Raw genomic sequence first — 21,541 nt, forward strand, 5'->3', positions numbered from 1 at the left:
GCTACGAATCCTCATTCATTGTATCGAAGCCATGCAAGGTTTGTCAATTGACGGAACTTCATTTGTGACTTCCTACAAAACCCCTCAGAGCCTTGCGGCTCTAGGGTTTGCGAGTTTCCAAACCAAACAGTCGAACTGTACGCTGTAGCGTTTGTCATGATTTTGTCACGGTTAGAATGCTTCCGGACGCTCAGAGGTCTTGCCGAAGTGATAAAGTATCGCTTGCACGATGCGTTCAGACGATTTTCCATCCCCATAAGGGTTAGCGGCTTGACTCATTTTGTTGTATAAATCTGGATCTGTTAGAAGCGCGCGAGCACGCTCATAGACCACTTCCTCATCCGTTCCAACGAGTTCAAGCGTACCTGCCTGGATACCCTCTGGACGTTCTGTCGTATCGCGCAGAACTAGAACCGGCACACCAAAAGACGGCGCTTCTTCTTGAAGACCACCAGAGTCTGTCAGGATCATATGGGCATGCGGATAGAAGTTGTGGAACTCGAATACGTCAAATGGGTCTACCAGCTTGATGCGTGGATGATTACCCAGGATCTCATGTGCAGGTTCCTTGACTGCAGGACTTAGATGCACGGGATAAACGATCGCAATATCTTCGAACTCATCGGCAATACGTTTCACAGCACGGAAGATTTGACGGTGAGGCTCGCCTTGCGATTCACGGCGATGCGCCGTCATCAAGATCAGCTTACGGCCCGCTGCCCATTCCAATACAGGGTGTTCAAATTTCTCTTGTACCGTGTATTTAAACACATCCGTAACCGTATTCCCCGTCACATAAATCTGGGATTCCGATTTATTTTCTTTGCGCAGATTGTCAGCCGATTGCTGCGTTGGCGCAAAGTGCAGATCCGCTATTACACCCGTTAATTGACGGTTCATTTCCTCCGGGTAAGGGGACATTTTGTTCCACGTACGAAGACCTGCCTCGACATGTCCCACTTGAATTTGCTGCATGAATGCCGCATAGCTTGCAAGGAATGTTGTCAATGTGTCGCCGTGGACGAGAATCAGGTCAGGCTTAGCTTCTTGGAAGACAGGCTCCAAACCTTGCAGTACACGCATCGTAATTTCATTCAGCGTTTGACGATCTTTCATGACATTCAAGTCGAAATCTGGTTTAATCTTGAAAATATCCAGCACTTGGTCGAGCATTTGTCGATGCTGAGCTGTCACACAGACAAGAGACTCAATATGTTCAGGATGCTTCTCCAGCTCCAAAATAAGCGGAGCCATCTTAATCGCTTCGGGTCTTGTTCCGAAGATCGTAATGACTTTTAAACGTTTCATCGGTTTCTTCTCCCCTTAGAGCTTTCTGTAAGAAAGCTGACTTCGTAAGCAAATTATTTAGTGCCGAACAGACGATCTCCTGCATCGCCGAGTCCCGGTACGATATAGCCATGATCGTTCAGGTAGTCGTCAACGGCAGCAACGTAAATATCAACGTCAGGATGCTCTTGTTGAACTGCTTTGATCCCTTCTGGTGCTGCAATTAAGCACATCAGCTTCATTTGCGTACAGCCTCTGCGTTTTAGCACTTCAATCGCCATATTCGCGGATCCGCCAGTAGCCAGCATCGGGTCAATAACAATTAACTCCCGCTCCAGGACATCTGTCGGCAGCTTCACATAATACTCGACAGGTTGAAGCGTGTCAGGATCACGGTACAAGCCAACATGTCCAACTTTGGCAGCCGGAATCAGCTTAAGTATCCCATCTACCATACCTAGACCTGCACGCAGGATCGGAATGAGTCCCAGCATTCTGCCAGAAATAATACGGCAATCTGCTGTAGTCACAGGCGTTTTCACCTGTACATGCTCAAGCGGAATATCTCTCGTAATCTCATAGGCCATTAAAGTCGCAACCTCGTCTACGAGATCTCGAAAATCCTTCGTTTTCGTATTCTCATCCCGAATATAAGTTAGCTTATGTTGAATTAGCGGATGATCACAAATAAATAACTTCCCCATAATTTCCTCCTAAAAAGCTGCGTTTTATATGTATTTCACAAAAAAATATCGTCATGGTACGACAAACCTCGTCCATTATATCATATGTTATCCAACTTATCCTCTGTAAAACCAAAGCTTCCGTGAATATCCATTTTACACGAAAAAACCACTAGGATTTTTCATCCGAGCGGTTTTGGTATAACAGGATCAGCTCAATCTACGATTTCGGGGCAGAACCAGATACTCTTGAAGTCGAACCAACCGAGCGTATTGAAAGAAATGCCTTGAAGGTGCGGGCTATAAACTAATTGTTGGGTCGTATGAAGAAGAAATAAGACCGATTGGTTTTGCGATAATAATTCTTGCATGGCGCGGATTCGTTGCAAACGCACCTGACCATCAGGCTCAGCTTCGATTGAGGCAATGGTTTCATCGAACATTCTTCGCTGCTCATCGGTCGCGTATACACGCAGCGCCAAGTTGCCTATCTTATACATCTCAATCAGACAACGGGCCTCATCGTCATCTGCGACAACCCCGCCGACAATGATATCTGCACATTGCATCCTATGCACCTTGGACATTTCCTCAAAAGAATATTCCTGTAGAGCAACCTGAATTCCGATTTCGAGGCAGCGAGCATGAACCCATTCAGCTAGGGCACGGTTTTTTGGGGTGAAAATCATCGTTATCGGCTGGCCTTCATATCCGCATTGACTTAGTAATTCTCTAGCTCGTTCAGGCTGGTCATCTTCCGGTAGTTCGACTGGCGAATCGGTCGGCAAGAAATCCGCGGCAGGTATCGCATTATATAGCCCCAGTTCCTTAATCATGCCGCTACGATTAAGTACTAGCTGAAGCGCTTGCCGAAAATGGATATCCTGCTGAGGCCCTTCCTTTCGTAAATTAAAGACTAACATGCTAGAACCCAGCATCATGATTTCTTTTTTACACCAATGCGCCGGTGCCGGCTGTTTAGAATGACTGAGCTTGCCCATTTGGAAGTTCAGCTGCTGCCACCTTCGCTCACTCACCATTTCCGGGACGCAAAGCAGTTCGATACGATCCAGGTGGGCGGACTCCCGGTAATAATCCTCGAACGCTTCGAATGTTACGCCTCCTTCATCATACCTCGTAATTCGGAACGGACCCGTCCCTACGGGCAGCATGCCTGGATCGCTCACTTTCTGAGCGCTGTACACATCAGCCGGTACGATCGCAGCCTGATAGGAACTTACGTAGTGAGGAAACATATAATTCGGCGCATTCAACTCGACTCTAACGGTCAGCCGATCCACTGCGCGGATGTCTCTAACGGATTCCAACAGCCATCGGTTTGGAGAATCTTCCGTGCCAAGTGTACGCACCCGATTAAGCGAAAAGACCGCATCTGCCGATGTCATCTCACGACCATGATGGAATCGCACCCGCTTACGCAAATAAAACGTCCAGATCGTTGCATTCTCGTTACATTCCCAGGCATGCGCCAAACCTGGCTCTAAGCTGCCGCAAGCAGGATCAAAATAGAGCAGCGTATCGAAAGCCTGCTTCACGAGATGGAGATCGCCAGAGAAGAGCACATCCACAGGGTCTAGGGTCAAAACTCTCATCTGCATCGGCAATCGAAGGGTTTCAGGATCGCCGGACTCAAGGGTCCCTCTATATCCAAAGTAACTTCCTAACCAAGCTAAGAATCGATCCATGACTCCTGGATCCAATCCTTCTATTTGAAACAAACTCATCGCACTGTTCAAATTCCCCTGTTCAACATGCAATTTTGCTTCAGTAAACAAAAGATCTTCGACGGAAGCCAGAAACCGGATCATAGAACGGTTACCGCGCCCACGACCCGGTGTCCAGGAAATCCATGCCATCTCAATCATCTTGCGAATCAATATCTTCACATTACGTTCCGTACAATACAGGTAACCGGCTATTTCTTCAACGGACACGGGCACATCCATATCGGTTTGTTGAAAATTGTGAACCCGCATTAATGTTGTTTTCAACTGCACGTACTGTAAAACAAGCTGCATGGATGCAACCTCCTTTTACACGAATTACCAAGAAGTATAGGTCTGCCCCCATACTTTCGTCAACAGCCTCTGGACGGATAAAAGGGTAAAAAAAAGCCGACTCCTGAGAGCCGACCTGAACATATTTTTAAATTAGAATTAATAAGTTAAACCTGGGTAAAGCGGATACTGCGCTGTCAGGTCTTTCACTAAACCGCGTGCTTTCTCCAAAACAGCTTCGTCTTTCGGGTTTTTCAGGGTAAGTCCAATCACTTTCGCGATTGTTTTCATTGCTTCTTCATTCATACCACGGGATGTTACAGCCGGTGTACCTAGACGGATACCGCTAGTGATGAACGGACTTGTTGGGTCAAAAGGAATCGCGTTTTTGTTTGCTGTAATACCAATTTCGTCTAGAACGTGTTCAGCGTCTTTACCCGAAATGTTCAAGTTGCGCAAATCGATCAGCATCAAGTGGTTATCCGTACCGCCGGAAACAAGGTTAATACCTTCAGCCGTTAAAGCTGTCGCCAATGCTTGCGCATTGTTGATCACGTTTTGTCCGTATGTTTTGAAATCTGGTTGCAGAGCTTCACCGAAGGAAACAGCTTTTGCTGCAATTGTGTGCATCAAAGGACCACCTTGGGTACCAGGGAAAACGGCTTTATCGATCGCTGCTGCCCAAGCTTTGCGCGTAAGAATCATACCGCCGCGAGGACCTCGAAGCGTTTTGTGCGTTGTTGTCGTTACGAAATGTGCGTGCGGCACTGGGTTCGGATGCAAACCAGCAGCAACAAGACCCGCGATATGAGCCATATCGACGAAGAACAGCGCGCCTACATCATTAGCAATGGAAGCCAAAGCTTCGAAATCAATCGTGCGCGGGTAAGCACTTGCGCCAGCTACGAGCATGCGAGGCTTGTGTTTGAATGCAGCTTTACGAACATCGTCGTAATCAATGCGGAAATCTTTCTCGCTTACACCGTAAGCTACGAAGTTGTAGAGAATACCGGATGCATTCACTGGGCTACCGTGTGTTAAGTGACCACCGTGTGCCAGGTTCATACCCAGAACAGTATCACCAGGATTTAGAGCTGCCAAGTAAACAGCCATGTTGGCTTGTGCGCCGGAATGCGGTTGAACGTTCGCGTGCTCAGCACCGAAAAGCTCTTTTGCGCGATCGCGAGCGATATCTTCTACGATGTCTACGTGCTCGCAGCCGCCATAGTATCTTTTGCCTGGGTAGCCTTCTGCATATTTGTTCGTTAGCACTGTACCCATAGCTTCAAGAACAGCTTGGCTAACGATGTTTTCGGATGCAATAAGCTCAATTTTGTCACGTTGGCGGGCAAGCTCAAGGTTCATGGCTGCTACAATTTTAGGATCTTGTTTGCTCAAAAAGTTTGTCATATTAAATTCCTCCTACAGGGTAGTTTTATCTGTTAAGTCTTAATTCCTTTTGATAGTTAAAAAGTTTAACAATCCGCATCGGGTGCGGCTGTATGATAAAGTTGTTCCGCTTCATCAGGTAGGTATACAGCTCTTGTACCGCCAATCAGCTTAGGCCGTGTAAAAGCCATCGTGACATAGGCATGGCCAATGTTGCGCACTGGCGGCCTTGCTGGCACAGCAACTGGGCGCAGATGCATCCCGATGAGCGTGCTGCCAATATCGATTCCGGCATGTGCCTGAATCGTTTCGACAACAACCGGCTTCGCGAAATGGCGATACGCATAGGAGGCCATCGAACCTCCGGCCCTTGGCACCGGAATGACAGAGACAGGCTCAAGCTGAGGCATATGCGATAGCAGCTCTTCCTCTATAACGATTGCACGGTTCAAATGCTCGCAGCATTGAAAAGCTAAGTGCAGCCCGAACTCGCGGCTTATGCGCTGCGCCGTTTCAAAAATCGGCTTGGCTGCATCCAGCGTACCCGATGTACCGATCCTATGCCCGAGAATTTCACTTGTGCTCGTTCCAATAATCAGAATGTGACCTGATCTTAGATTGCCGACTTTGACCAATTCCCGAAGATTCGTTTCCAAAGCCTCGGCAATATTAGAAAGAATGGAATCTGTCATCGTGATCCCTCGCTTCTGGAATTTTCCGTTAGGAAATATTCTATGGATGCAATGTGAAACGGTCTTCGATACTTTGCACTTTGTTAATGCGATTCTGGTGGCGAACACCTTGGGAAAACTCGGTTTCAAGCCAGATTTTCACGATTTCCTCAGCTACACCCGGTCCAATAACACGTTCCCCTAAGGCTAGTACGTTCGTATCATTGTGCTCACGCGTCGCTTTCGCTGAAAATAGATCATGTACGAGTGCACAGCGGATGCCCGGAACCTTATTCGCGGCAATTGACATCCCGATACCCGTTCCGCAAATCAGAATACCTTTGTCAGCTTCGCCTGATACCACTTGCTCACAAACTTTAAGCGCATAGTCGGGATAATCGACCGAATCTGCACAGCTGCAGCCGTAATCGACGACTTGGTGACCTAATGACTCAATAAAAGGAATGATAACATCTTTCAAACGATAGCCTGCATGATCCGCACCTAAAGCAATTTTCATGAATAGAACGCTCCTTTGCTTGTTCAAAATTCGACCATCCTATTATATCCCAAAGCTCACCAGAAAACGAAAAAAAGAGCGGACACGCTAGAAAACGCGCGTTGCTCTTTTGCCCAGGCGACCGGCCGTATAGCTCAATGCTCCATTGTGGTTACTCCCACTCGTCGCCAGTTACATTGAGTCTTGATTGATAGCTCTATTTTATCGCATTCTACCCCATGTGTAAAGATGTATCCGCAATTCGTATATCTAGAACCTGAGTTATTTGGAGCTTTCATTTCTTATACGTATTTTCTGAACCAATTTATCTAAACTCCCGCTGATTTCCTTAGCCGTTTGTCGGTAAATCTCTATGGAGCCTCCGAACGGGTCAGAAATGTCAAAGTCAGGAATCGCATGTTCAAGTTTAAAAATCCGGCTTCTTTCTTCTATAGACACTGCTTGCGAAAGAGCCTGTTTGAGCTGAAGCTCCGTAACGAGCTGCTCCCTTTCCTCAATCGCCTGTAAAATATGAGCATCATCCTCGACGTACTCTTTAAGCGTAAATGTTTTCTCAATCGCACCCGGAAAGCGCTGGATGACCGTACGCTTATGACCCGTCGTCATCGTCAAAATGAGATCAGCCCAATTCACTTCAGACTCTTGGATCGCCAAAGAACTAATGGAATCCTTAAACCCCGCTTCCTGTAAAAGCGATGCACTATTTCGGGAAATTGGACCGCCCGTCACCGCGGATACCCCTGCTGAACGAACCTCCGCCGCAAGCCCTTCTTGGTGCACCCTAATACGCAGCAAACCTTCTGCTAATGGACTGCGGCACGTATTTCCTGTACAGACAAATAGAATTCGCAACATGATTCCCTCCTAATCGTAAGCATAAGCTAAGATGAAAACTTTCTATACCCCTATTGTATCATAGTAAAAACTTGATCCCAAACGTGAGCAAAATTAGCCCGCCAAACGCCTCGCCATACTCGCCTACCCAGCCGCTTACCCGCCTACCAACCATTAAACCGGCGATGGAAAGCAAGCCCCCAAACAGACCAAATATCAGCACCGTCAACACAATATCCGTAGCAAACATACCAAGAGATACACCCACAGAGAATGAATCAATACTAACGCTAAGTGAGAAGATCGTCAGGCCCAAAATTGACCTATGATCAAAAGAAGTCGCTTCTTCTCCACGAATCGAACTATACACCATATGCGAACCCAGCAGAATGAGCAAACATCCCCCAGCGGCTGTAGCGACATTACCAAGCAGCGAAGAAACATATTGCCCCATAAACATACCCATTAAAGGCATGAGGACGTGGAAAACAGCAATTACGACGCTTATTTTCATAATATCAATTAAACGAATACCCTTCATCCCTATGCCAATCCCTAAGGAAAAAGCATCCAGGCCCAAAGCAATCGCCATAATAATAATTGTTACCAGCTGCCCAAATTCCATCCCAGATGCGAGCATAGCGCTATCCCCCTTGTCCACGTTTCTCTCTCAAGATATGCGGACAAACAGGGAATCATGCTAGCTAAACACGTACAAGCTGATGACCGGCTGCCTTACGAAGTCGATTCATAATCGCATGGCCAATCCCCGTTTCTGGACAGCCCTCTGCAGCAATATATTGAATGCCTTCCTGATCAAATTGCCTTAACGCAGCATAAAGATCCTGAGCGATTGTTTCCGGTTGCGATAACGATCCACAGGCAATAACCAAATCAGCATGGTAACGAGAAGCTCTCTCCTCAAAAGTAAGAATACCCGTTGACTCACCTCGTGCCTTGGCGGCATCAATATCTTTTTGGATCCATTCAGTAACAGTTTCTAAATCTGCACCTTGAACGATATGCATAAATCCTTTTGGTGCGTAATGTGTATACTTCATCCCTGGAGCACGCGGTGTTTCGGAATCTTGTACCTCTTCCCGCTCTGGCTCATGAATCCGAATAGCAGGCAGAGCCGATTGCAGCTGCTCTGCCGTAACGCCGCCTGGACGTAAAATGTATAGCTCACCGCCTACAAGCTCGATCACAGTCGACTCAACACCAACCCCAGTTGCACCACCATCCACAATCCCGCCAATCCGACCATCCAAATCATCTCTGACATGAGATGCGAGTGTTGGACTAGGTCTGCCTGAGCTATTGGCACTCGGCGCGGCTATGGGAAGTCCCGCTTCACGAAGAAGCTGCAAAGCTACGGGATGATCCGGAATTCGTACACCTACAGTCTTAAGACCAGCGGTTACTGACGGCGAAATGCCACCTGTTTTCACAGGCAGCACAATAGTAAGAGGACCCGGCCAGAAAACCTCCATAAGCTGGCGATGATCCGCTGTTATACGATCAAATAGAATTAAACTTGAGAGCTGTTCGACATCAGCAATGTGAACAATCAGCGGGTTATCTGAAGGCCGACCTTTCGCAGAGAAAATCCTTTCGACCGCTGCAGTATTCGTAGCATCTGCCCCAAGACCATATACAGTCTCTGTAGGAAAGGCTACAGTTTCACCACTTCGGAGAAGCAGGGCAGCTTCAGCTAAATCCCCACCTATCTCGGTTCCTATACCCTGATCCACTTTCCAGTATTTTGTCACGATCATCTATCATCCTAACTTCAAAATAAAATTCTGATCCTAAATGGCAACTGGTGACTTTTCTTAGCTGAACCACGATACGATCTTCTTCACCATTTCCCAAATAAAAAACTTAACTTGTGGCTGCTTAGCATCAACGGATTCCGTTTTTTCTTCTATTTGTGCATCCTTAACGTCTTTAACGGCAGGCTTAGATTTGTCGGGTTTAACCGTTGGAGCAACTTTACTGTCTTTCGTTGCAGGTGTAGGAGTTGATTGTACCTTCCCATCACCCTCTGTTTTCGCTACAACCGCAGCCGATGCTACCGCTTCTCCGGATAAGGAATCCACGAAACATAATGGCGGAAACAACACACACCACCAGTTCTGACCTTCCCCCGTTCCAATCGTCACGCGCAGCGCTTCATATTCTCCCGCCGGATACACTTCATTACCGTACATTTTTGTTGGAAAAGGAACTTTACCGAGCTCAACTGTATGTGAATAGCTATAGCCACGCGCTTTAATCATTTGTCCAACTAGTATATCAAACTCGGGCAAGTGGGCTTTTACTACTTCTCTTGCGTCATCCAGCGTTTGAGGTCCAACGACCCACTCCTGCATACGAGCAATAATAGCATCACGAATCTCGCGTTTCAACGCTTGATCCTGCGCCGAATCGGAGTTTGCTAGAATACGTAAGCGAATAGATTCTTCCGGTATCGTAGGCGAAATAACTGCCGCATTTGAACGATTCGATTCCCAACAAGTTATCATAACAATAAGTGCAAAAGCTACTAATAATAAAGATTTATAAGAATGACGATTAGATCTCTTAACCATGAGGAAAAGCCCCTTTCCCTTCGCTTCTACTAGCCAGTATGGGCAATAAGAGGAGGAGCTAAACCTAGTAATCTATTTAAATTTGTGAAAAATGATAGAGTTGGGTTGGGTGGGATCGTTAGGTAGTGGGAAGAGGTGGCTTTTGGTTGAAAGAGGTGGGATTAACGGTGAAAAACATCGTTATCAGGCCCCTGATTACTCGGAACCCACTGGTAAGGATGAAAAACACTCTTATCTGACACCAATTCCTTCGAATCAACCTGGTAGCTTGTCTGTAAGAGTGAAAAACATCACTAAAGAGACTCTTCTGCTCATATAAACAGCTTTAGTGATGAAATACACTTATCAGACACCAAAACCTCGGTGCCATCCAAAAATTATCGCGTTGTTTCCCAACGCTACGAATTCCCTCTAGTCTCGCGGTCGGATCGCGATCACATGGCGATCAATGCCCTGGAGATCCGGCACGAATCGGATCTCGTCCCAGTCAGCGGCGGCGCGCAGCATCGCCGCAACAGCCTCCGCCTGCCGTATGCCCACCTCGAACCCGACCACAGTCGGGATTCGCGGCAGCTGCGGCAGCTGCGAGATCATCCGGCGGTAAAGGTCGAGTCCCTCGACACCGCCGAACAAAGCCGTGTGCGGCTCAAACAGCCGCACCTCCGGCTGAAGCGCCGGCAGGTCGCCATCAGGGATATACGGTGGGTTAGACACCAGTATATCTGGCGCGATCCGGCGCGCAATAAAGGGCTCGAGAAGATCGCCCTCGAGCCACTCCACCCGCGCAGCCACGCCGTGGCGCTGCGCATTCACGCGAGCCATCTCCAGCGCTGCCGCGGAGATGTCGCTAGCCGCCACGCGCCACGCAGGGCGCGCGTGTGCCACAGTCACCGGGATCGCTCCGCTCCCGGTGCCCACATCCGCAAGCAGCGGAGCGCCTTGCGGGAACAGACGCGAGCCCTCGTGAAGCAAAGCTTCCACGAGCAGCTCCGTCTCCGGCCGCGGAATCAGCACGGCCGGGCTAACCGCAAAAGGAAGGCCGAAGAAATCCTGCTCGCCGATAATATACTGCACCGGCTCACCCGCGGCCTTCCGCTCCACTAGCTGGCGCCACGTCTCCGCCAGCTCCACAGGAAACTGTTCCGGAAAACGGAACAGCAGCTCCGTCCGACTGCAGCCCAGCAAGTGCTGCAGCAGCAGTTCCACACAGGAAGCAGCCTCGGCCACACCGAGCTTCCCTAAAAAAGAAGAAGCCTCAACAAAGGCTTCTCTTAAACTCTTAGCAGCAGTCGACATCACATTGCCTGCTCCCCGTTATCCAAAGCATCGGACTGCGCTGCAATCGTGAGCGCCGAAACGATCTCTGCCATGTCACCATTAAGCACAGTTTCTAAACGATGCAAAGTCAAACCAATACGATGATCGGTAATCCGGCTTTGCGGGAAGTTATACGTGCGAATACGTTCGGAACGGTCACCCGTACCTACCTTGCTTTTACGCTCGCCCGCATATTTCGCTTCCTCTTCCTCACGCATTTTATCGGAAATACGTGTACGAAGCACGCGCAGCGCTGACTCTTTATTCGAGTTCTGCGATTTACCATCCTGACAAGTCGCTACGATACCCGTAGGTACGTGCGTCACACGCACAGCGGATTTCGTCGTATTAACTGACTGACCGCCCGCTCCACTTGAACAGAACGTATCAACGCGAATATCCGCATCATGGATGACAATCTCAACATCTTCCGCTTCCGGCATAACCACTACCGTCGACGTTGAGGTATGGATACGTCCACCTGATTCCGTTACAGGAATTCGTTGTACACGGTGCGCCCCACTCTCATACTTCAACTTACTATAAGCGCCTTTACCGGTGATCATGAAAATAATCTCTTTAAACCCGCCCAAATCGTTCACAGAAGCATCGAGAATCTCCGTTCTCCATCCTTGTGCGTCCGCATAACGCGTATACATGCGATACAAATCGCCCGCGAACAAAGCAGCTTCGTCGCCGCCTGCCGCACCGCGAATTTCGACGATTACGTTCTTATCATCATTAGGGTCTTTAGGCATCATGAGCATTCTAAGTTGTTCTTCCAACTTGGCAGATTGTTCGCTAAGCTCATCGATCTCCATTTTGACCATTTCACGCATTTCATCGTCCAGCTTTTCGTTTTGCATCACTTTAGCATCGGCCAGCTGTTCGCTCACACTCTTATATTCGTTATAAGCATCATATGCTTCTTGAAGATCAGATTGCTCTTTCGAGTATTCTCTAAGCTTCTTCGTGTCACTTGTTACATCCGGGTCACACAACAGTTCGCTTAATTTATCATAGCGGTCCACAATGGACTGAAGTCGATCCAACATATAGGATCACTCCTTTCTTTACTTTTTTATTAATTACACATTAAATCTGAAATGCATGACGTCCCCGTCATTTACCACATACTCTTTACCTTCGAGACGAACTTGGCCTTTTTCTTTCGCACCATTCATCGACCCTGCAGCTGCCAAATCATTATAAGAGACGACTTCAGCACGAATAAAACCACGTTCGAAATCGGTATGAATAACACCAGCCGCCTGAGGAGCCTTCGTTCCCTTGCGGATTGTCCATGCTCTTACTTCTTGCACCCCAGCTGTGAAATACGTGTACAAGCCAAGTTTTCTATAAGCTGCTTTAATCAATCTATTCAAGCCGGACTCTTGAAGTCCCAACTCTTCGAGGAACATCGCTTTTTCTTCATCTTCCAACTCAGCGATTTCGGACTCAACCTTCGCACTGATCGACACCACTTCGTTGTTTTCGCTCTCAGCAAATTCTTTCACAATTTTCACAAAAGGATTTTCATCTGCTGTTGCTACTTCATCTTCACTCACGTTTGCCGCATAAAGCACGGGTTTCATGGTTAATAAATGAAGGTCGCGCACGAGAAGTTTCTCATCTTCGCTGAGATCTAGACTGCGTGCCGGCTTATCTGCATAAAGCGCTTCTTTAATACGCTCTAAACACTCCACTTCAGCAACAACTTTTTTGTCGCCGCCCTTGAGGTTTTTGCGCGAACGCTCAATCTTCTTCTCTACCGACTCTATATCTGCCAAAATTAATTCAAGATTAATCGTTTCGATATCGCCGATCGGATCCACTTTACCGGAAACGTGGGTAATATTATCATCTTCAAAACAACGAACAACATGCACAATGGCATCCACTTCACGAATGTGTGCCAAAAATTTATTTCCAAGCCCTTCGCCTTTGCTCGCACCCTTTACCAAACCCGCAATATCAACGAATTCAAAGGCTGTCGGGACAATGCTCTTAGGCACAACGATCTCTACCAGCTTCTGCAATCTCTCGTCTGGTACTTCTACTACCCCAACATTCGGATCGATCGTACAGAACGGATAATTCGCAGATTCTGCCCCCGCCTGTGTAATTGCATTAAACAATGTCGATTTTCCTACGTTCGGTAGACCGACGATACCTGCTTTCAAAGCCATTGTAGTTACAACTCCTTAATTTTCGAAAATCATCCTTCTTATTATATAGCACTTGGAACTCAAAAAAAAGCCTGAAGGCTATTGATTCGCCGCAGACTTTTTTTCCGTTGCTTTTTTAAATTGCGCTTCCCGCTTCTGTACGAAGTACGTTTCGATCTGATTCGTAAGGATAAAACCCCTTAGCGCATTGGTTTTTTCCTGCGGAATGTCGATATAACTAGCCCCATAATAGAAACCATTTTCAACCTTTTCTTTTCTTACAATTTCCATCGAACAAGTCATCGTAAAGCCCAAATCCAGCTCAACTTCGAGGTGTGAATGCTTTTGAACGATCTTATCAACCATAGAATTATCATTAATGGAAAATCCTAAGCCGTTGATAGATATATTTTTGATTGAAATACCAAGTGGGTTTTCAAAGTGATGTTTATTCCTTTTATTCATATCCTGAAGTCCGAATACGAGACCTGTATGTTTCACATCCACACGTGGGAATTCCCGTTTTTCTGCGAATTTCTTACGATTTTCAGGTGGATTAATGACAATGACGGAGCCGAATTCTTTGGCAACAACGGTTGTATTCATCACAAACAAACCGGATTTGGTATAAACCGTCATTTTCGCTTTATCACCAAGTTGAAAGACATCATATTCCGGTAATTCTACCTCAATAATGTCTCCGAGTGCATAGGTTAGTACGCCAGTGGCTACGAAATCGTCCTTTCCCAACACCGCCTTACTATCGATTAGTACATCAGCGTCATATCCCTCCTTGCTTCCGTAATATTTCATGACGTTATACCCGTTGGCCATTATAATTAACACCTCTCCCTTTACCCAAGTTATTCCACTATATAAAAATAAACTGCCCCTGTATGCAGGAGCAGCCTATTACCTTAATCAAGAAAGCATCGATTTTCGGTAACCAGGCTGCCATAGTTCCAAAGGAACCGTAGACCCTTAGCTTTGCGTCCTTGCTTTTCAACAAGTTTGCCATTTTCGAACCTTGCTATTTTATTTCTACCTATCACGTTCTATATGGTCTAAAAGACCTACTAATATCTATCATTATACCTAGCAAAGTTGCTATTATCAACAAAATTCCTTGCATAGCTGATCATTTTGTTGTATGTAATGTAGAAAGATTAAATATCCACAGCTTTTTAAGTTATCCACAAAGCTATCCACAGGTTGTTAACAACGGAATGAATGTTCGATTGTTATGCACATGTGGATAAAAATATATTAGCGAGGTGTCCCCCTGTGGATGAACATATCCCCTGGATGAAAGAAGCGATTCAAGAGGCTCTCAAAGCCGAAGCCATCCGCGAAGTACCGATTGGCGCCGTCGTCGTCCATCAAGGACAAATCATCGGCCGCGGCTATAATTTACGTGAAACCACCCTAGATCCTCTCGCTCATGCCGAAATGATCGCCATCAAACAAGCGAGCGAACATCTGGGGGCCTGGCGGCTTTTGGATTGCCAGCTCTATGTCACCCTAGAGCCTTGCCCGATGTGTGCGGGCGCGATTGTCCAATCGCGGATTCCGCAGGTCATCTACGGCACCATTGATCCGAAGGCCGGCTGCGCCGGAACGCTCATGAATTTGCTGCAGGAGGACCGGTTCAATCACCGTGTCGATGTCGTTAGCGGCGTCTTGCAAGAAGAGTGTTCGACGATGCTGACCCAATTTTTCCGTAAATTACGCGGCAAAGCTTAGAAATCCTGCTTCTAATTCTGCATCGCCGCTGCCAACTCAGCCAGTTTACTCATCGTATTCCAATTGCGAGTTGTCGCCGTATCTCCAAGCTTCTGGATATTGCTCGCAAGTTTCGAATCCAGAACGCTTTGACGAAATAGATAATAAATCTCGCGCCCATTGATCTGAAATTCATCCACATCACTTTTCCCTTTGGACAAGACGTCAGAGGTTTGCTGCGGAGGATCTTCCGATAGCACAGAGATTTGGATCGTTTCGCCTTCTAATAAACCATCCACTTCATATGGACAAGTCGCAAGAATCTGCACCAGCTCCTCTATCGTACGCAAAATGACGGAAGGTGAAACGCCTACGGCTTTGCTGATCCCCTGCTCGATACGCTGGCGCAGCGGTTCCACCGCCTCCTCCGACATGAACAAGACATTGCCGCTTTGCAAATACGTTTGCACCTTCGCAAGTCCCGTCGCTTCTAGTGTCTTTTTCAAATCCGCCATCTTGATTTTGTTCTTTCCTCCTACGTTAATACCACGCAGAAAACCAATGTAAACTTTCATTTCGGCATCCTCTTCCTTTGATCAAATTATGCATTACTTCAGTTTAATGGATCGAATGAAAAAGAAAATAACCGTACCCAGAATTAAAAGCAATACAATGCTAAATATCCACATATTTAAAGCAACACTATTTCCCCTTGCAATTTGGATAAGGGTCCATTCGACATACCCAAACAACACAACGATCAGCATCTTTAAACAGTTCATGAATAAACGTGCATTACCATATTGCCAGGTGGCATTTTCATTCGTAATTTTGTAAGGATAATTAAAGGTATGGGGATATTTGCTTAAAACAGTTAAACCTATATAGAGGATCAAGGTTATCACTGGCAGCAGAAAAAGACTGAATTTGTTTCCCCAACCGTCCTCTTTCCCTTGACCGTTAAAATGTATGGGTATTCTTTCTGGTATCAGGGTCCAGACATTGGCTAAATATGCGAAAGTACACAAAATGACTAGGATAGATACTCCATCCAGAATTTTTTCCGTTATTGTTTTTGAAATTATGAATACAGGTCTTTTTTCCAAAATTACACTTCCTCTCTATTCATATTAAAGGAAATTAAAGTTAATCCCTAACCTATTCTTCATTTCAAATGAACATTCCTTGTCCCGAAGAAAAACCACCTTACTCAAAAGGTTGCGCCACGAAAGCCTTCGTGCTATCATAATTCTTGCCATGCGCCCGTAGCTCAGCAGGATAGAGCAACAGTTTCCTAAACTGTAGGCCGGATGTTCGAATCATCTCGGGCGCGTATACGAAACACCAAAAAGAGCCACCTCAAACAGGTGACTCTTTTTTTACGTACTATTTCAATTTACAAGGCACATTCATTACCACCCATTATCTTTTTTTTGCATGCATCCAGTCATAGCCTTGCTGCAATCGATGTTCTATAATAAAACGAAAGATTTATTAGTCCTCATTTCGATTCAAGAACTTAATCCGAAAGGAGCTCCCTATTCGATGACAAGCATCAAAGCTTCATCCTCCTATCGCATCCCGCTCTTCTGTATAGTCACATTGCTGTTCTGGATGTCGATGTATACGAGCGTTCCCATTATGGCGCCTTACGTAGAATTCCTTGGCGGGAACCACCAGCTGGCCGGATGGATTGTCGGCATGTACGGGATCTCCCAAATGCTGTTGCGAATTCCCGTAGGTATCATGTCAGATCGGTTTCATAAGAGGAAGCTTTTTATTACCTTTGGCCTGCTATTCACGGCTATAACAGGCTTAGGACTATGGATCACTCATGATTTCACATGGATCCTTATTCTCCGAGCACTGGCAGGCGCAGCCGCGGCAACCTGGGTTGATTTTACCGTATTATTTACGAGTTACTATAAGCATGAAGATTCAACGAAAGCGATCGGAACGATCTCCTTCTTCAATTCACTTGGGCAGGTTTTCGGTATTCTCGGTGCAGGATGGGCGGCAGATTCCTTCGGCTGGGAGGCCGTCTTCATTTTGGGAGCTGTGCTTGGCTTGCTGGGTATGATTGGATCCCTTTTCCTAGTAGAAAAAGTTGAGCTCGATGCGCCTAAAATTACGATGCGCGGTATCGGTGACGTTGCGACAGACCGTACGCTGCTGTTCGTTTCCTTACTCGCTATCTTGTCGCAAGTCCTCATTTTCGCAACAGTTTTCGGATTTACACCCGTTTATGCAACCCAGCTTGGAGCTGATAAATTCTCCTTGTCGATGCTCTCGTTATTTGCCAATGTACCGGTAGCGCTAGCTTCCTTATTTGGCGGGCGGCGATGGGCTGTCCGGTACGGGGAGAAGCGCATGGTTGTATGGGGTTTTATTCTTATGGGGATATTTACATTTACGATTCCTTTTACACATCATCTTTGGGTGCTGATGGTTACTCAGGCTTTTGCCGGCTTTGGTCGCGGACTTTCTTTTACCTTACTCATGGGGATGAGTATTAAGCATATGCCTGCGGATAAGCGGGCGACGGCAATGGGGTTTTTCCAAGCTATTTATGGACTAGGCATGTTCATTGGACCCGTTCTTATGGGTATAATCGGCGATTGGTTCTCTCTAAATCAGGGATTTATTGTGCTGGGTGTACTTGGCGTTTTGAGCGCACTCCTATCTCAATGGTTCGTACAAAGTAAGCATCAAGCTAAAACTAGCAGTTCTACTGCAGCACTTTAAAATAGGGAACGGATCTTGAAGATTCGTTCTTTTTCTTTTTGAAACCGTGCAGGGGTACCGATGTTGGCCTTCGTCTATTCATGCGGAGAGGAGGAGAAGCATATTCAGGAACAAGCACTCGTAAAGCGCATATTGAATGGCGATGAGGCCGCATTCCGTGAGCTTGTAACAACATATCGTCACTACTTGTTCCAAACGATCTATGCCATTGTACGCCACGCTAAGGATGCCGAAGATTTATCACAGGATGTTTGGACCCGGATCTATTTCTCCCTCCCTCAGTATCAAATGAAGGGTCTGAAAACCTGGATGACTCGCATCGCAGTGAACCGGGCTATCGATTTCAAACGATCGGCCAGCAGACGTAGGGAAGAAATGACGGCTGAAATGGAGGAACCCATCCAATCCTCTAGCTCCCATCCTTATTCTGAGCATGGTGTGGAACATGAAGTGATGCTAAATGAGACGACTGAGCTCGTGCGTAAGAAGCTTCATCAAATCCCTGCCAACTATCATGAAGTATTAACGGCCTACTATATTCATCATCAGTCATATCAAGATATTGCCAATGCTCATGGGGTAACAGTCAAAACGGTAGAATCCAAGCTTTATAGAGCCAAGCAGTGGCTTCGTAACCATTGGAAGGAGGAGGAATTCTTGTGAACCATTATAATGAACAAGCGTGGAAGCAATATGTGGAAGAGCGTCTGTCACCCGATCATTTAAGTGAGATGGAGCTTCACCTGTATCAGTGTGATGAATGCTTGACGATGTATATGACATGTTTGGAACAAATGGAAACTGTACTGCCAATCATGGAAAGGGATACGCAAGAGTATGTGGATGCCATCATTGCTCGTACAACAGGAACTAAGCGCTCTTGGTACCACTCAACTATGCTGCATTATGGTATTGCGGCTGCGGCTACACTCATCCTGGTTGCTATCGGCTTCTTTCACGGAATTTCGCAGGAATTGGACTCTGTAGGTTCATTTAAACCTGCTAACTCTATAAATACCTCTTCCTCCCTACAAACAGATAAACCGATATCGGACCAATTGTTAAATAAAACACTGACGTGGCTAGACACGTTACAAAATAAATAAACCACAAGGAGGTTACACCCTTAATGCCTAATAAAAGCAGCCTAGTCGCTTTCCTGCTGTCCTTCATACCTGGAGTAGGCCATCTATATATGAACCGCTTATTCCGCGGACTCCTATACGGTGGTGGGTTCTTTGGATCGTTATTCCTTATCTTCGTGGGAGTCGCTTTTTTACACGCACCGGATGACTTCCTGATTTTTATTGCCTTGCTGGCGGCCTTGACATGGGTTGTGAATATGTTGGATATGATTATCTTCCTGCTGCGCTCACAGCCCTATCGCTTGCCGAGCTCTTACGGGTCTGAGCAGCATGGCCAGCATGAGCAGCCTTCCTGGGACGCGAATCCTTATTCCACTCGAATGGCTAGTCAACAAGAAAAAACAAAAATTATGCTGCTCTCCTTCATCCCTGGACTCGGCCATTATCAGCTTGGGTTGATGCATAGAGGTCTAACGGCGATGGTCTCCTTCTTCGGGGTTGCGGTATTAGTGTTCTTCGTCACCATCATGACGCATAACGAAGGCTTTGTTGCCTTTCTGTTGGCCTTGCCAGTTCTATGGTTTTACACGATGTTTGATGCACTGAAACAACAGGGGAATAAACAAGCGGGGTTAGAGCTTATAGATCGCAGTATTTTCGAAGACTTCCACTTTGGGGATGACTACGGGCGCAAAAACCGGACATTGGCAACGATTATCGCCATTTTTCCTGGTGCAGCTCACTTGTACCTCTCTATGACGAAACGCGGCGTCCAGCTAATGGCGATCTTCCTTTTCTCCATTTATATATTGGATGTACTCCGATTGTCTCTGTTTTTATTTTTGATCCCGATTCTCTGGTTTTTTAGCTTTTTTGATGCTTTGCAGAGCATTACGAAGTACGAAAATGGTACCCTCATTGACAAACCAATCATCGAGAATTGGACGGCTTATCAACGACCCATTGGCATGGTTTTGATCTTACTTGGCAGCTACTATGTTTTAAAAGATGTTGTTGTCCAATTTATGTATCAAATTCTACCTAGCGCAAGGAATTACATGTATTTAATTACGAATTTCAGCCAAACCCTCATCGTAGCCCTGCTGCTGATCGGTGGCGGCATACGTTTGTTATTGAACCGCAAACAACACGTTTCAACGTTTTCAACGTTTACTGATGAAGCTCATTCGGGGTCGCACCAATCGAATCCAATGCCTCAACACTATCTAGAAATCGACGAAAAAAAGAACCCCTAAGGGTTCTTTTTTGTCGGTGTTGATTGATTTCTTTAAAACGTGTTACATGTAAACCTTAGGAAAATCTGCTTATAAAACACGGTAAGTGTCTTTGGCACATCCCCTCCAGCCTGATTATAACAGGTAGAAAAGTCCTCTATGCAACGGTTGTTTCCCTTTCGCTAAACGCTCCAACGGAACCACACCTCTCTGCTCACCGACAAGATATAGTATGTCCGGCTCTCCGGTTTTTAAACATTTTGTAAAAGATTTTTTCTAAAACGATTATTTAATGCCCGTGTCCCTGGCCTTCCCCATGAGTACCCCTAGAATGATTCTGATTCTTCACTTTCTTGGAGCCTGATAATGGCTCTGGACTATTATTACGACTACTATTCTTTACTGAACCGTTTTCTACCAGACTATCCCCTGCGGAATAAGATTTTTGTTTAGCCATTTAGTGGTTACCCCTATTCTTGTCATGGTTTAAGGCATCTTGATGTCTATGATCATTGACTTTCTGCTGCACTTGCTGAGCCTCATGGCTGTTAACAGGGCTAGCTTCAAAATCTTTAGCTACATTCTGCAAATTTTTATCAACCGCTCTTTGTTTGGTCATTGTAAACTCCCCTTCACCCGTTAGGCGTGTGTAACTTTTTGCAAGGCTTGTGCACATTCATGGATATGGCGAACGTAATCATCCACCAGATTCTGCACAATTTCGCTAGTCTCATCAATGTGTGTAGTGCCCTGCTGCACATCAGTCAGTTCAACCTTAACCTCTCTGTCGTCCACGTAGGTGACTTTAAAATCGATTGTATAGCCCGTATGCCCCGCCGCCATAATATGAACCCTCAATGCCTGAGGATCGGCCTCATCGGCCCATACACGCGCCTGATCGGTTGGCTGCAGCGTTGTCGGGAGTACCGTCATCCACTCATTTACCAATTCAGCTTGATCAATCGTTAGCTTGTCAGTTTTGCTCATAGGTAACACCTCCACATGTATAAAATGCGGAGGCCACCCGTCTTTTATCCATGTAAAAAAACAACAAAAAAAGCCACACGATTCAAAATGAATCGCATGACTTCTTGGTTGGGGTATTACCATGGTTACGGAGAGGGTGGGATTCGAACCCACGGAGACCTTGCGACCTCGGCGGTTTTCAAGACCGCTGCCTTAAACCACTCGACCACCTCTCCACGATAGGTGTCTCCTGGTAGGGAGACAACCTTGTGCAGTGACAAAAAGCATTGTAGCACAGATCTTATAG

General features: G+C 46.3%; 24 protein-coding genes, 2 tRNA genes and 2 riboswitches. Of the genes, 6 read left to right on the forward strand and 20 right to left on the reverse strand.

Annotated features, from left to right (window positions below):
- Positions 1-171: 171 nt before the first annotated feature.
- The 14 genes from wecB to GC098_RS08770 form a co-directional block, all read right to left on the reverse strand.
- Entirely contained in the window at positions 172-1,308 is a 1,137-nt protein-coding gene (wecB, locus tag GC098_RS08705; RefSeq protein WP_171642837.1) for a non-hydrolyzing UDP-N-acetylglucosamine 2-epimerase, read from the reverse strand.
- A 53-nt stretch (positions 1,309-1,361) separates the two neighbouring features.
- Entirely contained in the window at positions 1,362-1,991 is a 630-nt protein-coding gene (upp, locus tag GC098_RS08710) for a uracil phosphoribosyltransferase (RefSeq protein WP_029195667.1), read from the reverse strand.
- Positions 1,992-2,185: 194 nt separating this feature from the next.
- A complete protein-coding gene (locus tag GC098_RS08715) occupies positions 2,186-4,009 on the reverse strand; it encodes an ABC transporter substrate-binding protein (RefSeq protein ID WP_171642838.1) in 1,824 nt (607 codons plus the stop codon).
- 138 nt (positions 4,010-4,147) lie between these two features.
- Positions 4,148-5,398, reverse strand: coding sequence for a serine hydroxymethyltransferase (glyA, locus tag GC098_RS08720; RefSeq protein ID WP_171642839.1), 1,251 nt, complete (start codon positions 5,396-5,398; stop codon positions 4,148-4,150).
- Between the two features lie 65 nt (positions 5,399-5,463).
- Positions 5,464-6,069, reverse strand: coding sequence for a TIGR01440 family protein (locus tag GC098_RS08725; RefSeq protein ID WP_171642840.1), 606 nt, complete (start codon positions 6,067-6,069; stop codon positions 5,464-5,466).
- A gap of 40 nt (positions 6,070-6,109) precedes the next feature.
- The gene (rpiB, locus tag GC098_RS08730; RefSeq protein ID WP_057303723.1) at positions 6,110-6,568 is read right to left on the reverse strand and encodes a ribose 5-phosphate isomerase B; all 459 of its coding nucleotides are present in this window, start codon (positions 6,566-6,568) and stop codon (positions 6,110-6,112) included.
- A 104-nt stretch (positions 6,569-6,672) separates the two neighbouring features.
- Positions 6,673-6,753: riboswitch (ZMP/ZTP riboswitch) on the reverse strand.
- Between the two features lie 76 nt (positions 6,754-6,829).
- A complete protein-coding gene (locus GC098_RS08735; RefSeq protein WP_171642841.1) occupies positions 6,830-7,423 on the reverse strand; it encodes a low molecular weight protein arginine phosphatase in 594 nt (197 codons plus the stop codon).
- A 58-nt stretch (positions 7,424-7,481) separates the two neighbouring features.
- Entirely contained in the window at positions 7,482-8,042 is a 561-nt protein-coding gene (locus GC098_RS08740; protein WP_171642842.1) for a manganese efflux pump MntP, read from the reverse strand.
- Positions 8,043-8,106: 64 nt separating this feature from the next.
- A complete protein-coding gene (locus tag GC098_RS08745; RefSeq protein ID WP_171642843.1) occupies positions 8,107-9,180 on the reverse strand; it encodes an L-threonylcarbamoyladenylate synthase in 1,074 nt (357 codons plus the stop codon).
- A 57-nt stretch (positions 9,181-9,237) separates the two neighbouring features.
- Positions 9,238-9,996: a stage II sporulation protein R gene (gene spoIIR / locus GC098_RS08750; RefSeq protein WP_171642844.1), complete on the reverse strand. Its 759-nt coding sequence runs from the start codon at positions 9,994-9,996 to the stop codon at positions 9,238-9,240.
- 411 nt (positions 9,997-10,407) lie between these two features.
- Positions 10,408-11,292 carry a peptide chain release factor N(5)-glutamine methyltransferase gene (gene prmC / locus GC098_RS08755; protein WP_171642845.1) on the reverse strand — a complete coding sequence of 295 codons (885 nt, stop codon included), beginning with the start codon at positions 11,290-11,292 and terminating at the stop codon, positions 10,408-10,410.
- The gene (gene prfA, locus GC098_RS08760) at positions 11,292-12,368 is read right to left on the reverse strand and encodes a peptide chain release factor 1 (protein WP_047682215.1); all 1,077 of its coding nucleotides are present in this window, start codon (positions 12,366-12,368) and stop codon (positions 11,292-11,294) included. The genes prmC and prfA overlap by 1 nt, the downstream gene beginning before the upstream one ends.
- Before the next feature lie 33 nt (positions 12,369-12,401).
- Positions 12,402-13,502 carry a redox-regulated ATPase YchF gene (ychF, locus tag GC098_RS08765; RefSeq protein WP_057303716.1) on the reverse strand — a complete coding sequence of 367 codons (1,101 nt, stop codon included), beginning with the start codon at positions 13,500-13,502 and terminating at the stop codon, positions 12,402-12,404.
- Positions 13,503-13,580: 78 nt separating this feature from the next.
- Positions 13,581-14,315: a PilZ domain-containing protein gene (locus tag GC098_RS08770; RefSeq protein WP_171642846.1), complete on the reverse strand. Its 735-nt coding sequence runs from the start codon at positions 14,313-14,315 to the stop codon at positions 13,581-13,583.
- 104 nt (positions 14,316-14,419) lie between these two features.
- Positions 14,420-14,507: riboswitch (cyclic di-GMP riboswitch) on the reverse strand.
- A 279-nt stretch (positions 14,508-14,786) separates the two neighbouring features.
- Between GC098_RS08770 and tadA the strand changes: the two genes are divergently transcribed.
- Positions 14,787-15,224: a tRNA adenosine(34) deaminase TadA gene (tadA, locus tag GC098_RS08775; RefSeq protein ID WP_246358518.1), complete on the forward strand. Its 438-nt coding sequence runs from the start codon at positions 14,787-14,789 to the stop codon at positions 15,222-15,224.
- Between the two features lie 11 nt (positions 15,225-15,235).
- Here tadA and GC098_RS08780 read toward each other — a convergent pair whose 3' ends face one another.
- Both GC098_RS08780 and GC098_RS08785 read right to left on the reverse strand, forming a co-directional pair.
- Complete coding sequence (locus tag GC098_RS08780; RefSeq protein WP_171642848.1) at positions 15,236-15,778, reverse strand: DUF1697 domain-containing protein; 543 nt, start codon at positions 15,776-15,778, stop codon at positions 15,236-15,238.
- A 33-nt stretch (positions 15,779-15,811) separates the two neighbouring features.
- On the reverse strand, positions 15,812-16,309 hold the full coding sequence (locus tag GC098_RS08785) for a DUF1648 domain-containing protein (protein WP_171642849.1): 498 nt from the start codon (positions 16,307-16,309) through the stop codon (positions 15,812-15,814).
- A 153-nt stretch (positions 16,310-16,462) separates the two neighbouring features.
- Between GC098_RS08785 and GC098_RS08790 the strand changes: the two genes are divergently transcribed.
- The 5 genes from GC098_RS08790 (at position 16,463) to GC098_RS08810 (ending at position 20,289) form a co-directional block, all read left to right on the forward strand.
- Positions 16,463-16,536, forward strand: a tRNA-Arg gene (locus GC098_RS08790).
- Between the two features lie 104 nt (positions 16,537-16,640).
- A complete protein-coding gene (locus GC098_RS08795) occupies positions 16,641-17,948 on the forward strand; it encodes an MFS transporter (RefSeq protein ID WP_171642850.1) in 1,308 nt (435 codons plus the stop codon).
- 63 nt (positions 17,949-18,011) lie between these two features.
- Positions 18,012-18,611, forward strand: a complete 600-nt coding sequence (locus GC098_RS08800; RefSeq protein ID WP_246358515.1) for an RNA polymerase sigma factor — start codon at positions 18,012-18,014, stop codon at positions 18,609-18,611.
- Positions 18,608-19,054, forward strand: a complete 447-nt coding sequence (locus GC098_RS08805) for an anti-sigma factor (protein WP_171642851.1) — start codon at positions 18,608-18,610, stop codon at positions 19,052-19,054. Before GC098_RS08800 ends, GC098_RS08805 begins: the two co-directional genes overlap by 4 nt.
- Positions 19,055-19,077: 23 nt before the next feature.
- Complete coding sequence (locus tag GC098_RS08810; protein WP_216625204.1) at positions 19,078-20,289, forward strand: hypothetical protein; 1,212 nt, start codon at positions 19,078-19,080, stop codon at positions 20,287-20,289.
- 268 nt (positions 20,290-20,557) lie between these two features.
- On the opposite strand, the gene GC098_RS08815 is transcribed toward GC098_RS08810, so the two are convergent.
- The 4 genes from GC098_RS08815 to GC098_RS08830 all read right to left on the reverse strand — a co-directional run bounded on the left by GC098_RS08815 (position 20,558) and on the right by GC098_RS08830 (position 21,470).
- The gene (locus GC098_RS08815; protein WP_171642852.1) at positions 20,558-20,725 is read right to left on the reverse strand and encodes a small acid-soluble spore protein P; all 168 of its coding nucleotides are present in this window, start codon (positions 20,723-20,725) and stop codon (positions 20,558-20,560) included.
- A complete protein-coding gene (locus tag GC098_RS08820) occupies positions 20,726-20,887 on the reverse strand; it encodes a hypothetical protein (RefSeq protein ID WP_171642853.1) in 162 nt (53 codons plus the stop codon).
- Positions 20,888-20,907: 20 nt separating this feature from the next.
- Entirely contained in the window at positions 20,908-21,255 is a 348-nt protein-coding gene (locus GC098_RS08825; RefSeq protein ID WP_171642854.1) for a hypothetical protein, read from the reverse strand.
- A 128-nt stretch (positions 21,256-21,383) separates the two neighbouring features.
- Positions 21,384-21,470: transfer RNA gene (locus GC098_RS08830), tRNA-Ser, on the reverse strand.
- Between the last annotated feature and the right edge of the window lie 71 nt (positions 21,471-21,541).

Source organism: Paenibacillus phytorum (genome assembly GCF_013141715.1).
Taxonomy (GTDB): domain Bacteria; phylum Bacillota; class Bacilli; order Paenibacillales; family NBRC-103111; genus Paenibacillus_E; species Paenibacillus_E phytorum.

Excerpts from the sequence above, each read along its gene's own strand:
- wecB (WP_171642837.1), bottom strand. The coding sequence starts at position 1,308 with ATGAAACGTTTAAAAGTCATTACGATCTTCGGAACAAGACCCGAAGCG.
- upp (WP_029195667.1), bottom strand. The coding sequence starts at position 1,991 with ATGGGGAAGTTATTTATTTGTGATCATCCGCTAATTCAACATAAGCTA.
- GC098_RS08715 (WP_171642838.1), bottom strand. The coding sequence starts at position 4,009 with ATGCAGCTTGTTTTACAGTACGTGCAGTTGAAAACAACATTAATGCGG.
- glyA (WP_171642839.1), bottom strand. The coding sequence starts at position 5,398 with ATGACAAACTTTTTGAGCAAACAAGATCCTAAAATTGTAGCAGCCATG.
- GC098_RS08725 (WP_171642840.1), bottom strand. The coding sequence starts at position 6,069 with ATGACAGATTCCATTCTTTCTAATATTGCCGAGGCTTTGGAAACGAAT.
- rpiB (WP_057303723.1), bottom strand. The coding sequence starts at position 6,568 with ATGAAAATTGCTTTAGGTGCGGATCATGCAGGCTATCGTTTGAAAGAT.
- GC098_RS08735 (WP_171642841.1), bottom strand. The coding sequence starts at position 7,423 with ATGTTGCGAATTCTATTTGTCTGTACAGGAAATACGTGCCGCAGTCCA.
- GC098_RS08740 (WP_171642842.1), bottom strand. The coding sequence starts at position 8,042 with ATGCTCGCATCTGGGATGGAATTTGGGCAGCTGGTAACAATTATTATT.
- GC098_RS08745 (WP_171642843.1), bottom strand. The coding sequence starts at position 9,180 with ATGATCGTGACAAAATACTGGAAAGTGGATCAGGGTATAGGAACCGAG.
- spoIIR (WP_171642844.1), bottom strand. The coding sequence starts at position 9,996 with ATGGTTAAGAGATCTAATCGTCATTCTTATAAATCTTTATTATTAGTA.
- prmC (WP_171642845.1), bottom strand. The coding sequence starts at position 11,292 with ATGTCGACTGCTGCTAAGAGTTTAAGAGAAGCCTTTGTTGAGGCTTCT.
- prfA (WP_047682215.1), bottom strand. The coding sequence starts at position 12,368 with ATGTTGGATCGACTTCAGTCCATTGTGGACCGCTATGATAAATTAAGC.
- ychF (WP_057303716.1), bottom strand. The coding sequence starts at position 13,502 with ATGGCTTTGAAAGCAGGTATCGTCGGTCTACCGAACGTAGGAAAATCG.
- GC098_RS08770 (WP_171642846.1), bottom strand. The coding sequence starts at position 14,315 with ATGGCCAACGGGTATAACGTCATGAAATATTACGGAAGCAAGGAGGGA.
- tadA (WP_246358518.1), top strand. The coding sequence starts at position 14,787 with ATGAAAGAAGCGATTCAAGAGGCTCTCAAAGCCGAAGCCATCCGCGAA.
- GC098_RS08780 (WP_171642848.1), bottom strand. The coding sequence starts at position 15,778 with ATGAAAGTTTACATTGGTTTTCTGCGTGGTATTAACGTAGGAGGAAAG.
- GC098_RS08795 (WP_171642850.1), top strand. The coding sequence starts at position 16,641 with ATGCATCCAGTCATAGCCTTGCTGCAATCGATGTTCTATAATAAAACG.
- GC098_RS08810 (WP_216625204.1), top strand. The coding sequence starts at position 19,078 with ATGCCTAATAAAAGCAGCCTAGTCGCTTTCCTGCTGTCCTTCATACCT.
- GC098_RS08815 (WP_171642852.1), bottom strand. The coding sequence starts at position 20,725 with ATGGCTAAACAAAAATCTTATTCCGCAGGGGATAGTCTGGTAGAAAAC.
- GC098_RS08820 (WP_171642853.1), bottom strand. The coding sequence starts at position 20,887 with ATGACCAAACAAAGAGCGGTTGATAAAAATTTGCAGAATGTAGCTAAA.
- GC098_RS08825 (WP_171642854.1), bottom strand. The coding sequence starts at position 21,255 with ATGAGCAAAACTGACAAGCTAACGATTGATCAAGCTGAATTGGTAAAT.